The organism is Enterococcus sp. H57, from assembly GCF_003112495.1.
GTDB classification, from domain to species: domain Bacteria; phylum Bacillota; class Bacilli; order Lactobacillales; family Enterococcaceae; genus Enterococcus_B; species Enterococcus_B faecium.
The window spans coordinates 1-14,642 of the sequence record NZ_BEHC01000044.1; the positions used below are offsets into that span (position 1 = coordinate 1).

Sequence of the window (14,642 nt, forward strand, 5' to 3'; positions counted from 1 at the left end):
CTGTGAATTGGTTGTCGTTAACTTTATTCTACAGAAGGGACTTCCTTTTTTGTATGGATTTTTTCATTTACACAAAATATTTTATACTCTCAAATAAAAGACTAGTGTGTATTTAGCCGATTTAATTATAAACAAGTAAATGGATAAAGTATATGTAATGATAAAAGAAAAATGGATTTTCTAATTTTTAAGCTAAATGTTAGATCACACATGTATATGCTGGATAGTCTTATAAAAAATCATGTAATACAGCTTGGTACATGATTTTTATTTGTAGCTGTTTTTTACATAGACACAAAAAAGAAACCACGCTTGTAGACGTGGTTTCTTTTTTACTATCTGTTTCCAGAAGCTGAGGTGCTGCTGGATGGTGTATGGTCATTTGCAGCATCCGCTCCGCTAGTTGCTGGCTCACTGGAAGAAGCAGGAGGAGCAGATGAAGACGGTGTCGAGCTTTCTTCGGATGAAGAAGAAGGAACCGTTGTTGAAGACGCTGGCTCGCTTGTTTCTGCTGTCGTGCTTTCTTTTGAGGACTCAGCAGTTGATTCGCTTTGACTAGTAGAGCTAGAGCTTTGAGTCGTTGTCTCTGTTGTTGAGCTTCCAGGAGTCTGGACATAGCTGGAAGATGGAATAGTTGTTGATGGTGTAATTGCATTCGATCTAGCTGTATATTGATCTTTGTAGTACAGTTCACCGCCCACACGAATTAATCCGCTTGGCATCTCCCAGTCTGTATTTGTCACGTTAGCTGAAACATACTGCATAAGCTCGCGATAAACATCAGAGGCTACGTGTGACGATTCTGAAGTGACAGGTGTCATTTTTTTATTGTAACCTGTCCACACGGAAATCGAATAATTTGGCGTATAGCCCGCAAATAGGATATCTGGATACACCCCAGAAGAAATACCAAGTTTTGCATACTCGTCATCTGTGTAATTGGATGTTCCGGTCTTACCGGCTTGATATAACCCAGCGATTTGCGCATTCGTACCAGTTCCTTCAGTGATCGTATCTTTTAAAATGTCTGTGATCATATAAGCTGTTTCTGGAGACATGGCTGTTTTTCCATCTGGCTCATAAGTTTCTTCTGTTCCGTCTTGGAAGACGATTTTATTAACATATTGAGGTTTGTAATAAGTCCCTCCATTGGCGAAAGCCGCATAGGCTGCTGCCATTTTTAAGGAAGAAGCTCCGTATTTTGTCCCATCTTGTTCTTCCGTATTACTAGAGATCGCATTCGATTGATGGATCGTACTGTATTCGATCCCAAGATTTTTTAAGAAAGAAGCCACTTTATCTGAACCGACTTCATTGAATAATTTGACTGCTGGAACATTACGGGATAAGTAAAGTGCTTGGCGTAAAGTAATGGTGCCCATATATTGATTATCCCAGTTTCCTACAGGAGTCGAAGTCCCTTCATAGTTATACGGTGCGTCAGTAATAGTTTTTCCAGTAGAATATTTCAAATATTCAAAAGCTGGTCCGTAATCTGTGACAGGTTTCATCGTAGAACCAAAATCACGGGAAGTATTCACTGCTAAGTTGTTGCCTAAAGTTACGTCTTCTGCGATGTGACGTCCGCCAATCTGGGCTTTTACTTTCCCGGTATTGGTGTCGATAAGGGTGGAGGCAACTTGCATCTCGTCGTCTGGGTAAGAGACATACTGATCCGTGTTGACGATATCATATAGTTTCTTTTGGGCGTCCAGATCCAAATTCGTATAAATCTCTAAACCGTCTGTGTAGACATTCTTATCTGTTTTTTCTTGTACTTCATTGATGACTTCTTTGACATAATTATCGACGATCTTAGTATTGTCATCGGATTGAGTTAGTTCTTGCAGACCATCCGTTACCGGTACATTAACAGCTTGATCATATTCTGTTTGAGAGATTTTTTCGTTTTGAAGCATCGTATACAAAACAGTATCTCGTCTTTTCTTCGCCTGATCTGGATAAACATAAGGATCATAGGCGGAAGGGGCTTGAGGCATCCCAGCAAGCAATGCTGTTTGCGGTAAAGAAAGTTCTGATAATTTCTTACCAAAGTACATCTCAGAAGCTGTCTCCATCCCGTACAAGCCGTTTGACATATACACTTTATTTACGTAGTAGGTCAAGATCTCTTGTTTCGATTTTTTTTGTTCCAATCTTACAGCCATCCACGCTTCTTGGGCCTTGCGTTTCAGGGTCTGATCCTCGGCACTGGTGGAGAAGAAGGAAAGTTTGATCAATTGCTGTGTCAAAGTACTTCCGCCTTGCAGTCCGCCAGAGGTAAAGTTAGAGAGGGCAGAACCGATGATCCGAATAGGGTCAACCCCGATGTGTTTATAAAAACGGCGATCTTCTACCGACACGATCGCATCTTCTAATGTTTTCGGTAATTCATTCGCAGAAATTTTTTCACGCTTTTCTGCGCCTAAATCTTCGAATAGTTCGCCATCTTGTGTATATAGTTTGGAAGATACGGTAGCGTCTAATTTTTTATCCGTCAATTCGGGCGCATCTTTTGCGTAATACCAGAAAAGTCCTACACCTGCTAAAAAGAGGATACAGAAAAATGAGAGTATTCCTAAAAGGATCTTGATAAATAATCCTTTTTTATGTGTTCCAGAGGACTTTCCAGAACCTTTGCCAGAATTCTTCTTCACACTCTTTTTAGGAGTAGGCTGTTTCTGTCGTCTAGAGCTTCTAGTTTGTTCATTTGCCATTCTTGCTTTCTCCTTCAATAGATAATGTTGATAAATAGAAGTCAACCGCGTCCAAATAAGGAATCCGCGGAGAAATACCAGTTTTGATCTCTATTCCTAGTTCTTCGATCAAATATAAAGGTAGTGATTTGCGTCCTTTTTCCTTTTGGGCGTCCCAGTAAGCAATCAAATGAACACTATTCAAATAAAAACAGCGCTTCAAAGACGAAAACCATAACAAGACAAAGCAGACCCCATTTTGTTCGAGGCATGCTTTCATATGTTCGATTTGATGGGCATGGAAGTTTTTAAAGGGAAAAGATGTTTTGTTCTTGGTTTCTTTTGCTTCAAAGTCCAAGTAAAAGCCTCGATAGACGCCATTATAGTCTGTAGTTGAGGCTTGGGTAAAGTAGGCTTCCTTGATCACAGCAGCACTTCTCTTAGGATAGTCTACTTTCACGATTTGGATAGGGGTAGGCTTTTTATGGATAACCGCCAACCCGCGGGAAAGATAATATTTATTACTTTCATTGATTGCTTCTTCAAAGCGCATCCCCCGATTGCCGAATTCAGTGATCTGATTTCTTTTTTCTTGAATTTTTTCGACGGGAGAGGCATTCTTATAATAAGGTTGGCCATTTGGATAGCGCAATACCATCTTTAATCACACTCCTAGGCCACATTATAGCAAAAAAGCGGATAGAAAGAAAAGGAATCTGAGATGGATAAGTCAAAAGTAATCTATGTGTCTGGGTATCGAAGTTTCGAACTCGGTGTTTTTAAAGAAAATGATCCTAAAATCCAAGTTGTTAAAAATGTTTTAAAAAAAGAACTCCATCAGTTAGCAGAAGAAGGGCTGGAATGGGTACTTGTCAGTGGGAATTTGGGCGTCGAACTATGGGCTGTGCAAATAGTAGCGGAATTGAAAGAAGAATATCCGGAACTATCTCTTGGTATTTTGTATCCTTTTTCTGATTTTGGTAATAACTGGAATGAAGGGAACCAAGAAAAAAAACAATTAGCAGAACAATTAGCAGATTATGTCGAAGCTGTTAGCCATCAACCCTACCAATCACCTAGTCAGCTAAAGAATCACACTCGTTTTATACTTGAGCATACAGTGGGCTGTCTGCTGATCTATGATGAAGAATTCCCTGGAAAAACGAAGTATTTTTTTGAAGATGCACAGAATTACCAAGCAGATCATCCCTACGAAATTCGGCTGATCAGTATGGACGATCTTCAAAATTTTAGTGAATAATCGATATTGTGTTTGATTTATCAACTTTTTTCCTATACAATGAAAAAGGTAGAAATGTTATTACGTAAATGAAAACTAGAGGTGTAAATATGGCGAATTTGGTTTATAGTCCTAAAGACATTTTACAACAAGAATTCAAAACAAAAATGCGCGGCTATGATCCCGTTGAAGTTGATGAATTCTTAGACAATATCATCAAAGATTATGAAACTTACAGCAAAGAACTCCTTGCTTTACAAGAAGAAAACGATCGATTGAGTGCAAAAGTAGCTCAATTATCTAAAACTCAAGGAGCAGCTCAAACACGCGTGCAACAAACAGAGGCACCAAAGAGCGCAGCAGTGACCAATTTTGATATCTTAAAACGCTTGTCAAATCTTGAACGTGAAGTATTTGGTAAAAAGCTTGATCAACAAGCAAGTGCAGTCAAACCAGCACAACCTAATCCAAATAACTACACAAATGCAGACACAAGCTTAGATGATAATGAAAAAACACGTCAATTTTAATTTTTGATTAATGAATTTGCGGTTTTCGGGTAATCGCGGTCTGACTTGATCAGGCTGAGGAAAGTCCATGCTCGCACAGGCTGTGATGCCTGTAGTGTTCGTGCTTAGCGAAACCATAAGCTAAGGTACTCTTTGGAGTAACGGCAGGAAAACAAGCTAAGGCTTCGGCTATGCTTAAGTATCCTTGAAAGTGCCACAGTGACGAAGCGGCTGGGGAAACCCATCCGGTGGAACGCGGTAAACCCCTCGAGCGAGCAACCCAAACAATGGTAGGGGCGCTTTTTGTCTGGAAGAAGAACAGGACAAAAAGGCAGTATAACTGCAGATAGATGGTTACCGCTTTGTTTTTTCTCCCTGGAAAAGCAAAGTACAGAACATGGCTTATAGAAAACCGCAAACATCAGGGAATTAGGTCGTGACAAAAGTAATGCGTTATAAGAAACAAGAAAAACATTTGAAAGCTATTTTTCAATACTTCAGATGAATCGTTCTTATTACAAAACAAACTTTTGTATCACCGGTTATTCGGAATTTGAGTAAAAGTGTGGGGTAGGACTGATGTCCCACCTCCTTTTTTTATAAATAAGGAGATTGTGTATGGAAAAAAACAGGAAGTTCAACCTCGTCGCAACTGCGGCAAGCGGGCTAGAAGCACTGGTTGGTAAAGAATTAAGAGATCTTGGAATCGAATGCCAAGTTGAGAACGGACGTGCACGTTTTGAAGGAACAATGGAAACGATCGCTACAGCTAATTTATGGTTACGTACAGCAGATCGAGTAAAAATCGTGGTTGGGGAATTCGATGCGTATACGTTTGATGAATTGTTTGAAAACGTAAAAGCATTGCCTTGGGAAGATTTTCTTCCACTAGATGCAGCTTTTCCTGTAGCTGGAAAATCGATCAAGTCGAAACTATATAGCACACCTGATTGCCAAGCGATCACAAAAAAAGCAATCGTTGAACGTCTCCGTACCTATTATCACCGTCCAGCTTCTGTACCACTGACGGAAACTGGCGCACATTTTCAGTTGGAAGTAGCTTTGCTGAAAGACCATGTGATGGTAACTCTGGATACGACAGGACCAAGTTTATTCAAACGTGGTTATCGCTTAGAAAAAGGTGGAGCACCATTGAAAGAAAACATGGCAGCAGCACTTATTATGTTGACAAATTGGCGAAAAGACCGTCCATTTTATGATCCTGTATGTGGTTCAGGTACGCTTTGTATTGAAGCAGCCTTAATAGGCCATAATATCGCACCAGGATTCAATCGTGAGTTTGCTTGCGAATCTTGGGATTGGTTCAGTCAAGAAATCATGGAAAATGTTCGATCAGCAGCCGAAGAAAAAGCAGATTATGATATTGAATTAGATATTACTGGTTCAGATATCAATGGACGGATGATTGAAATTGCCAAAGCCAATGCAGAAGAAATCGGATTAGGCTCTTCGATTACCTTTAAGCAACAAGCAGTCAAAGACTTCAAAACGGATAAAGAATACGGGGTCATCGTGGCTAATCCGCCTTACGGAGAACGTCTAGGAGAAGAAGAAACTGTTCGGAAATTATATAAAGAAATGGGCGATGTATTCCGTCCATTAAAAACATGGAGTAAATATATCTTGACTAGCGACTTAGCGTTTGAGGAATTTTACGGACAAAAAGCAACCAAAAAAAGAAAATTGTACAATGGTGCATTGCGTACGGATCTATTCCAGTATTGGGGAACTCGTCCGCCTAGAAAAAAAGAGAAAGACGAATAATCTTACTAATTGATTCATTCAATTGGATGTTTGGAGGAATAGGGAATGAAAGAAAAAGAGTTTTTACAAGAAGTAAAAGAAATCAATCTTCTACAACAAGCTTTAGGAATCCTCGATTGGGATACACAAACAGGTATGCCTGAAAAAGCTAGTGCATACCGAAGTGAAGTAGACAGCTATCTTTACAGCATTTATTTTTCAAAAAAAATCGGTCCAAAAATCAAAGAAGCCATTCGCTATTTTTCTGAACATCCGGAAGAATTGTCGGAAGTTGGAACTGCCGTTTTTGCCAAAGTAAAAGAAGAGTATGATTTGGAACATCGCGTACCGGAAGATCTTATGAGAAAATATACAGCTGCCGTTTCTTCAGCACACGGACAATGGCAAAAAGCTAGAGAAACACAACAATTTTCTGATTTTCAACACGCATTGAATCAAAATATTGAATTAACAAAACAGTTGATACCTTACTGGAGAAAAGATGAAAAGACGAATTATGATGTTTTGCTGAATCAATACGAACCCGGGATGACTGTCGAAATCCTTGATAAGGTATTTGATCAGCTTAAAGAAGGAATTCTTTCGATCCGCCGTACGCTCCAAGAAAAAGGGACTGAACCTGAAACAGACTTTTTAAATCGGAGAATGACGAAAAAACAACAGAAGAGATTTGTAGTGAAAGTAATCGAACAACTTGGTTATGATTTTAGTCGTGGTCGTTTAGATGACACTGTCCACCCATTTATGACTGGAATTAATCCGAATGATGCACGAATCACGACACGATGGAACGAAACAGATTTCAAAATGGCTGTTTTTGGAGTGATCCACGAGGCTGGTCATGGTATGTATGAACAAGACATCGATTATAAATATGCGTATACACCGGTTTATGAAGGTACATCAATGGGTATCCATGAATCACAATCGTTGTTTAACGAGATCATTATTGGAAGTAGTCGCAGCTTCTGGAAAAAGCAATATCCTTTCTTTCAAGAATGTGCAGAAGGAACATTCGATGATATTCCTTTTGACAAATTTTATCGTTCATTGAACCATACAAAATCAAGTTTGGTTCGTATCGAGGCAGACAGTTTGACTTACCCTCTCCATATCATCATTCGTTATGAAATCGAAAAAATGATTTTCAATGAAGGGGTAGATGTTGCTGAACTACCTGAAATATGGAATCAAAAATATGAAGAGTACCTGGGAATACGACCAACAAATGATGTGGAAGGCATCCTACAAGACGTTCATTGGTCAGGTGCAAGCTTTGGTTATTTTCCCTCTTATGCATTAGGGTACATGTATGCGGCACAATTACTTCATTCTTTGCAGCAAGAAATAGATGTGGAAAATGTTCTAGCGTCAGACGATTATTCTCCAATCAAAAACTGGATGTCAGAGCATATCCATCAATATGGTGCATCTAGAAAACCAAATCAATTAATCATGGATGCAACACATGAACCGCTTAATCCGCAATACCTGATCGACTATATGAAAGACCTGTATTTTAATGTATATCAGGTAAAATAAAATACAATTTACAAAGATAGCTGAAATTCATCTAATCTATAGATGTTTTCAGCTATTTACTTAAGAAAGAAGTGGAACGAATGGATAAATTACAAGTGATCGCTGATTATAGTATGGACCAATTAGCGCATGATCAAACAGGACATGGGAGCGATCATACCAAAAGAGTTGTCAAGTTAGCTGAAAAAATTTTGGAGACGGAACCGCAGGCAGACCGCTTTGTGACGCTTGCAGCAGCTTACCTACATGATACGATTGATGATAAAGTCGTTAAAAATGAGAACGAGGCAAAGCAACAGCTTCGTGTATTCCTTCGCTCTTTGCCAATAGTAGAGGAACAGATCTCGATGATTTTTTCCATTATCGAAAATATGTCCTTTTCTAAAAATCTCTCTGAAGCGGCCGAACTATCTCTGGAAGGTAAGATCGTTCAAGACGCTGATCGTATCGAAGCATTAGGAGCAATCGGCATTTTGCGTACTGCTTATTTCGGCGGTGGACATGGGCACCCGATTTTTGATCCTGAACTGTATCCGCAAACATTCAAGGACAAAGAAAATTACCGAAAAGGCACGACAGTGATCAATCATTTTTATGAAAAACTGTTCTTGCTGTCTGATAAAATGAATACTGATTACGGATATGAAGAAGCCAAACGAAGAGAAACCTTCATGCGTGAATTCTTAGAAGAATTTTTTCTGGAATGGTCTATTGACGATGAAAATTTTACTCCAGACAATTGGATCAAAAATAACAAAAAATGATGGAGGTTGTGACAGAAGTGGTCAGCTCCAAGATATTTCGGATCATTTTCCGTAAAATTTACTTCTGGAACACTGTTTACCAAGAGGTCATGAGCCTGCCGTTCAGCTCCGAGTCACAAGGAACAATTTCAAAAAATAGCTTCTCATGTTTGATGAATATTGTAACTTGTGATTCGGAATTGGCAGGAGAACACCGTTTATTCGGAAGAATAGGACTGTGACAAGACTTTTGTCACAGTCCTTTTTTCGAATTCAACAAGTAAAACTTTTAAGAAATATTCAGAGAGTAAAATTAAAAATTGCTGATAAATAAAGATGGAAGTTTTATGTATTTTTATTGGTCTATGCAATAAATAAATTAAATATTCAGAATACAATTGATTTTAACGAAAGGGCTTCTATCAATGGTTGTGTTGTATTTATCTGCCCAGGTAGAGTAAAATAGATCATTATCTAAAAGGTAATTGTTCATACTATATAAGTCATTTGAAAGTAAAAAGATACTGTAAATAAAAAATGTGGTTAAATAATTCTCATAATCAGTGTAAGCGTTATCAAAAATATGGCATACTTGCTTTGTAGATGAATGACACGATATATGTTTGGTATGTTCTGCAAGACAGATGAATATGGAGGTGGAGACAATGTCTTCCAAAGAACTAACAATGTATTTAGAGAAAGAATTGGATCAACTGAAAGAAAAGGGGTTATACAATACGATCGACATACTAGAAAGTGAAAATGGTGCTTGTATCATCGTAGACGGAAAAAGGATGATCAATCTAGCATCCAACAATTATCTTGGATTTGCCAATCGCGAAGAATTGAAAAAAGCATGTATTGAAGCAACCGAAACTTATGGTGTAGGAGCAGGAGCAGTCCGAACGATCAATGGTTCGCTGAAAATCCATCAGCAATTAGAAGAAAAAATCGCAGAATTCAAAGGGACAGAAGCAGCAATCGCCTTTCAATCTGGATTCAACTGCAATATGGGCGCTATCTCTGCAGTAATGACAAAAGAAGATGCTATCTTATCGGATGAATTAAACCATGCATCTATTATTGACGGTTGCCGCTTATCCGGAGCAAAAATCATCCGAATTAAACATCAAGATATGAAAGACCTTGAGAAAAAAGCAAAGGAAGCGATAGAAAGTAAGAAATATAAAAAAATCATGTATATCACAGATGGTGTTTTCTCCATGGATGGAGACATTGCACGATTGCCGGAAATTATTCCGATTGTTGAAAAATATGGACTGGTCACCTACGTTGATGATGCGCACGGCTCAGGCGTAACTGGAAAAGGTGCAGGAACCGTCAAGCATTTTGGATTAAGCGACAAAATCGATATGCAAATGGGCACGTTATCGAAAGCTATAGGTGTTGTTGGGGGTTATGTAGCTGGATCGAAAACACTAATCGACTGGTTGAAAGCTAGAAGTCGGCCATTCCTATTTTCTACTTCGCTAACTCCAGGTGCAGCTGCAGCTGCATTGGCTTCGATTACTTTGATGCAAGAACATCCGGAACTTGTCGAAAAAGTTTGGGAAAATGCTAATTATTTTAAAGAAGAATTGAAAAAAGCAGGCTATAACATCGGTATGTCTGAAACACCTATTACTCCAGTCATTTTGGGAGACGAAAAAGTGACTCAGACTTTCTCTAAGAAGCTGATCGAACATGGGATTTATGCTAAACCAATCGTTTATCCAACTGTGCCTCTTGGGACAGGCAGGATCAGAAATATGCCGACTGCGGAACATACGAGGGAAATGCTTGATGAAGCAGTAGCAGTTTATCAAAAAATAGGAAAAGAAATGGAAATTATTTAACTAAATTTAGTTTTTTCGTCTATTTAAAATTAGAGAACATGTTCACGCATATATTGTTAATCATCTGAAGATAGTAGTAAAAAAGATCAGGGAGGATCATCATGAAAAAAGTATTGGTGACAGGATGTTTAGGACAAATTGGTTCAGAGTTGATCACACGACTACGTCAAGAACTAGGCAGTGAAAATGTCATTGCGACAGATATACGCATGCCTGAAGTCATTGAGAAAAACGATATCTTTGAGATCCTAGATGTAATGGATTACGAAAAAATGCGCAGCATAGCAGAACAATATCAAGTGGACACATTGATTCATTTGGCTGCTCTTTTGTCAGCTGTTGCAGAAGCAAAACCACAATTAGCCTGGGATTTGAACGTGACTGGGCTGGTCAATGCATTGGAAGTCGCTAGAGAATTCCAGCTGAAATTTTTTACGCCAAGTTCAATCGGCGCGTTTGGTCCAAATACTCCAAAAGATCATACCCCACAAGATACTCTTCAGCGTCCTACAACCATGTATGGGGTAACGAAGGTAGCTGGAGAACTACTATGTGATTATTATTATGTGAAATATGGCGTAGATACTCGTGGTGTCCGTTTCCCTGGATTGATTTCTTATGCAACCTTGCCAGGAGGCGGTACGACAGACTACGCAGTCGATATTTATTATTCAGCAATCAAAGAAGGAAAGTACACTAGTTTCATTGATCAAGGTACATCAATGGATATGATGTATATGCCAGATGCGATCGATGCCATTATAAAACTCATGAATGCAGATCCTGATCGATTGGTTCATCGAAATGCCTTCAATATATCGGCGATGTCTTTTGACCCGGAAGAGATCAAAGCATCTATTCAAAAAATCATACCAGATTTTGAAATGGATTATGATGTGGATCCTGTACGTCAGTCAATAGCAGAATCTTGGCCAAATTCACTAGATGTTTCTTGTGCGCAAGAGGAATGGGGCTTTTCGCCGAAATACGACTTAGATGCGATGACAAAGGATATGTTGGAAAAACTGAAAGAAAAATTGGTAGAGACGGTATAAAACAAGAACCACATCCAAAAAGTTTTTTATACTTTTGGGATTGGCTATGGTATGAAAGGGGACAAGGGATGGAAGAATATCAAGCCACGCCAGTAAAAGAAGTAAAAATAGAAAATGAATTAAAACGTACGATGGGATTTTTTACTGCTTTATCGACTGTTATGGGCACAGTGATCGGTGCAGGGGTATTTTTTAAAGCCGCAAGCGTAGCAGAAGTTACAGGATCCGCCAGTTTGCATATGTTTTCTTGGTTTCTCGGTGGTATGATTTCTGTCTGTGCAGGACTAACAGGAGCTGAACTGGCAGCTGCTATTCCAGAAACAAGAGGGATGATTAAATATATCGAACGGATTTACGGAAATACAGCAGCTTTTTTATTGGGCTGGGCGCAAGTCGTGATTTATTTTCCAGCAAATGTAGCAGCCTTGTCGATCATTTTCGGTACACAGTTCGTCAATCTATTTGGTCTTTCCCAGTCAATGATTGTTCCCGTAGCTGTTACAGCTGCTGTATCGATCCTGCTGATCAATTTTTTAGGTTCTAAAGCTGGAGGGGCTTTTCAGTCGATTACGCTTGTCTGCAAGCTTATCCCTTTGTTTGTGATCGTCATTTTCGGTTTGTTCCGACAAGAAGGAGTAGACTTCCAACTGTTTCCGATCCAAGCAGGAGAAAATCTTTCATTTTTCTCAGCCTTGGGAGCGGGCTTGCTAGCAACGATGTTCGCATACGACGGTTGGATACACGTAGGAAATATTTCGGGAGAATTGAAAAAGCCGGCGAAAGATTTGCCAAAAGCAATTTCTTTAGGAATCATCGGAATCATGATCGTTTATTTATTAGTAAATGCGGTGTTCTTAAGAACCGCATCTATCGACGGAGTCGCAGGAAACAGCAATGCGGCAAGTGACGTTGCAAAAATGATTTTTGGCGGCTTCGGTGGAAGACTGGTCACAGTTGGTATCTTGATTTCTGTTTATGGAACCATCAATGGCTATACCCTTACTGGAATGCGTCTCCCTTATGTTATGGCAAAAGAAAACAACCTGCCTTTTAGCAAGCTCTTTGCTAAACTTCATGATAAAACTAAAGTTCCTGTAGCCGCAGGTATCTTAGAGCTAGTCATCGCTATTGGCATGATGATGATCGGTGGTTTTGATACACTAACGGATATGCTGATCTTTGTCATTTGGATTTTTTATACGATGGTCTTTGTTGGTGTCATTCTTCTTCGTAAAAAAGAACCTGATTTGTTTCGACCATACAAAGTTCCAATGTATCCGTTTATTCCACTAGTAGCAATCATTGGAGGGACTTTTATCGTATCAAGCACGCTTATCACTCAGACCTTTTTAGCTTCGATGGGGATAGTATTGACACTTGCCGGTATCCCGATTTATCTCTATTTAAAACGTAGATAGCTAAAACATTCGAATTTTATTAGAACTGCACTCTCTGCCAAACAAAATATTTTATTTAAATGAGGAGTACGTGGAAGAAATGTCAAAAGTACTCGTTAATTTTGATCACGTAAATGTCGTTTTGTCTACAATGAAATAGCAAAGTAAAAGACAGAAATCGGGCTCAACCGATTTCTGCCTTTTACTTTGATTTGCGTAACTGAACTATTCGGCGTACGCCGCGATAAATATTTAATAAAACCAAGCAACCAGAAATGAAAATGGGAAGCCAAATCAGATAGACAGGGTAGCCAAGCACTTTAGACAAAGCTTGTGGAGTCATTTTATCCATTTCAAGAAGTGCTTGCTGCCAAGTCTGAAGATTGAAGACTAGCATGAAACCCGAAATAATCAGGAGAATAAATCCTAAATAATGAATTGTAGTTCTTTTTCTTACATAAGCGATCGTAGCATAAAGGAACAGTAAAAAAATAGGTACGCCAAAAACAAAGTACATATTTAGCATCTCGACACCCCCTTTGTGTTTATCTTACTTTACTTTGAAAGAAATGAGAAATAATAGCCTCGTTACTTGCTTGAAACAGCAAAGGACTGCTAAGATAAGAGAGATACAAAGAATCAAGGAGGAGTCATATGGCAAGTTATATCGAACCGATTCGTTTTGCGCTGATTGTTTTTCCATTTTTAGCCTTAGCGATCTCATCTGTTTTTTTTATTTATGAATATCGAAAGTATGGAACATTTCTAGTAACAAGGGCAGTTATTTTGTATTCTTTCGTTTTTTATTTATTGTGTGCGTATTTTTTGGTGATCTTACCACTTCCGGCAAAGGAGACGGTTGCCCAAATGACTGGGCCAAAGATGGAGCTGCATTTATTTGCTTCATGGCAACATTTCAGAGACAACACGGTATTGGTCTTGTCTGAACCTAGTACCTACCTGCCGGCAATGAAGCAGAGTGTATTTTTGGAACCAGCTTTTAATGTTTTATTACTCATACCATTTGGCATTTATTTAAGATATTATTTCCGGCTTTCTTTTATGAAAACGATGATTGCTAGTTTCTGCCTTTCTCTATTTTTTGAATTGACGCAGCTAAGTGGACTTTATTTTATCTACCCAAGACCATACCGCTTATTTGATGTGAATGATTTAGTGACAAATACATTGGGTGGAATCATTGGTTTTGTCGTTACGCCGTTATTTACATTTATGCTTCCTACAAGAAGACGAATGGATGAACTTTCTTATGAAAAAGGAAAGACTGTCTCATTGACTCGACGCTTGGTCGCTTATTTGATCGACTGGACATTTTTATCTCTTATTAATTTGGTAGCGGCGATTTTCTTTAAACTTGCGTTCGATTCAGGGACAGTTACTTCTCATATCTGGTGGCTTTTATTAGAAGTAGGGGTATACTTTATGATTGTACCGTTTATAACCAATGGATGGACACTTGGCAAAAAAATTGTGCGTATCCGTTTGGTGGAAGAAGACCGCGAACGAATTTCTTTAAAAGCATTGATGATCCGCTACGGGTATCTGTACTTTCTTTTTTATGGTTTAAGCTGGTTGGGGCAGTTGCTTCAGCAAATCATGAATTCGACAACGAATACGGTGTTGCAGATGAGTGCAGTATTCATTTCTCTCGGTGTCTTGTTACTGCAAGGTATTTTTATTTTAAATATCTTGCTATCATTTTTGAGAAAAAAACGGATTCTGTTTTATGAAAAAGCTAGTCACACATATACTGTTAGCACGATTGGCCAAACAAAGGATGATGATTCTCGAAATTAGC

General features: G+C 38.8%; 12 protein-coding genes and 1 other RNA gene. 10 read left to right on the forward strand and 3 right to left on the reverse strand.

Annotation, left to right across the window (positions count from 1 at the left end):
• Positions 1–335: 335 nt before the first annotated feature.
• Positions 336–2,717, reverse strand: a complete 2,382-nt coding sequence (locus DIZ30_RS09280; protein ID WP_002289606.1) for a PBP1A family penicillin-binding protein — start codon at positions 2,715–2,717, stop codon at positions 336–338.
• Positions 2,707–3,354: a Holliday junction resolvase RecU gene (gene recU, locus DIZ30_RS09285; RefSeq protein WP_109023191.1), complete on the reverse strand. Its 648-nt coding sequence runs from the start codon at positions 3,352–3,354 to the stop codon at positions 2,707–2,709. Before recU ends, DIZ30_RS09280 begins: the two co-directional genes overlap by 11 nt.
• A gap of 63 nt (positions 3,355–3,417) precedes the next feature.
• Between recU and DIZ30_RS09290 the strand changes: the two genes are divergently transcribed.
• The 9 genes from DIZ30_RS09290 (at position 3,418) to DIZ30_RS09340 (ending at position 12,844) form a co-directional block, all read left to right on the forward strand.
• Complete coding sequence (locus DIZ30_RS09290) at positions 3,418–3,957, forward strand: DUF1273 domain-containing protein (RefSeq protein WP_002299695.1); 540 nt, start codon at positions 3,418–3,420, stop codon at positions 3,955–3,957.
• An 89-nt stretch (positions 3,958–4,046) separates the two neighbouring features.
• Positions 4,047–4,466 (forward strand): cell division regulator GpsB, encoded by a 420-nt coding sequence (gpsB, locus tag DIZ30_RS09295; protein WP_002295835.1) that lies wholly within the window; start codon positions 4,047–4,049, stop codon positions 4,464–4,466.
• Between the two features lie 21 nt (positions 4,467–4,487).
• Positions 4,488–4,855: RNase P RNA component class B (gene rnpB, locus DIZ30_RS09300), an RNA gene on the forward strand.
• Between the two features lie 208 nt (positions 4,856–5,063).
• Positions 5,064–6,230 (forward strand): class I SAM-dependent RNA methyltransferase, encoded by a 1,167-nt coding sequence (locus tag DIZ30_RS09305; protein WP_002289183.1) that lies wholly within the window; start codon positions 5,064–5,066, stop codon positions 6,228–6,230.
• Between the two features lie 45 nt (positions 6,231–6,275).
• On the forward strand, positions 6,276–7,772 hold the full coding sequence (locus tag DIZ30_RS09310) for a carboxypeptidase M32 (RefSeq protein WP_109023192.1): 1,497 nt from the start codon (positions 6,276–6,278) through the stop codon (positions 7,770–7,772).
• 80 nt (positions 7,773–7,852) lie between these two features.
• A complete protein-coding gene (locus DIZ30_RS09315; protein ID WP_002289185.1) occupies positions 7,853–8,536 on the forward strand; it encodes an HD domain-containing protein in 684 nt (227 codons plus the stop codon).
• 644 nt (positions 8,537–9,180) lie between these two features.
• Positions 9,181–10,371, forward strand: coding sequence for a glycine C-acetyltransferase (locus tag DIZ30_RS09330; protein ID WP_002299697.1), 1,191 nt, complete (start codon positions 9,181–9,183; stop codon positions 10,369–10,371).
• Positions 10,372–10,472: 101 nt separating this feature from the next.
• On the forward strand, positions 10,473–11,426 hold the full coding sequence (locus DIZ30_RS09335; protein WP_002299699.1) for an L-threonine 3-dehydrogenase: 954 nt from the start codon (positions 10,473–10,475) through the stop codon (positions 11,424–11,426).
• 68 nt (positions 11,427–11,494) lie between these two features.
• Positions 11,495–12,844: an APC family permease gene (locus DIZ30_RS09340; RefSeq protein WP_002300711.1), complete on the forward strand. Its 1,350-nt coding sequence runs from the start codon at positions 11,495–11,497 to the stop codon at positions 12,842–12,844.
• Positions 12,845–13,025: 181 nt separating this feature from the next.
• Here DIZ30_RS09340 and DIZ30_RS09345 read toward each other — a convergent pair whose 3' ends face one another.
• Positions 13,026–13,349, reverse strand: coding sequence for a hypothetical protein (locus DIZ30_RS09345; protein WP_002299700.1), 324 nt, complete (start codon positions 13,347–13,349; stop codon positions 13,026–13,028).
• A gap of 128 nt (positions 13,350–13,477) precedes the next feature.
• Here DIZ30_RS09345 and DIZ30_RS09350 point away from each other — a divergent pair, with 128 nt between their 5' ends.
• Positions 13,478–14,641, forward strand: a complete 1,164-nt coding sequence (locus tag DIZ30_RS09350; RefSeq protein WP_002300710.1) for a VanZ family protein — start codon at positions 13,478–13,480, stop codon at positions 14,639–14,641.
• Position 14,642: the final 1 nt, after the last annotated feature.

Bases quoted from the DNA above. Each gene is read 5' to 3' on its own strand.
- DIZ30_RS09280 (WP_002289606.1), bottom strand. From the start codon at position 2,717: ATGGCAAATGAACAAACTAGAAGCTCTAGACGACAGAAACAGCCTACT.
- recU (WP_109023191.1), bottom strand. From the start codon at position 3,354: ATGGTATTGCGCTATCCAAATGGCCAACCTTATTATAAGAATGCCTCT.
- DIZ30_RS09290 (WP_002299695.1), top strand. From the start codon at position 3,418: ATGGATAAGTCAAAAGTAATCTATGTGTCTGGGTATCGAAGTTTCGAA.
- gpsB (WP_002295835.1), top strand. From the start codon at position 4,047: ATGGCGAATTTGGTTTATAGTCCTAAAGACATTTTACAACAAGAATTC.
- DIZ30_RS09305 (WP_002289183.1), top strand. From the start codon at position 5,064: ATGGAAAAAAACAGGAAGTTCAACCTCGTCGCAACTGCGGCAAGCGGG.
- DIZ30_RS09310 (WP_109023192.1), top strand. From the start codon at position 6,276: ATGAAAGAAAAAGAGTTTTTACAAGAAGTAAAAGAAATCAATCTTCTA.
- DIZ30_RS09315 (WP_002289185.1), top strand. From the start codon at position 7,853: ATGGATAAATTACAAGTGATCGCTGATTATAGTATGGACCAATTAGCG.
- DIZ30_RS09330 (WP_002299697.1), top strand. From the start codon at position 9,181: ATGTCTTCCAAAGAACTAACAATGTATTTAGAGAAAGAATTGGATCAA.
- DIZ30_RS09335 (WP_002299699.1), top strand. From the start codon at position 10,473: ATGAAAAAAGTATTGGTGACAGGATGTTTAGGACAAATTGGTTCAGAG.
- DIZ30_RS09340 (WP_002300711.1), top strand. From the start codon at position 11,495: ATGGAAGAATATCAAGCCACGCCAGTAAAAGAAGTAAAAATAGAAAAT.
- DIZ30_RS09345 (WP_002299700.1), bottom strand. From the start codon at position 13,349: ATGCTAAATATGTACTTTGTTTTTGGCGTACCTATTTTTTTACTGTTC.
- DIZ30_RS09350 (WP_002300710.1), top strand. From the start codon at position 13,478: ATGGCAAGTTATATCGAACCGATTCGTTTTGCGCTGATTGTTTTTCCA.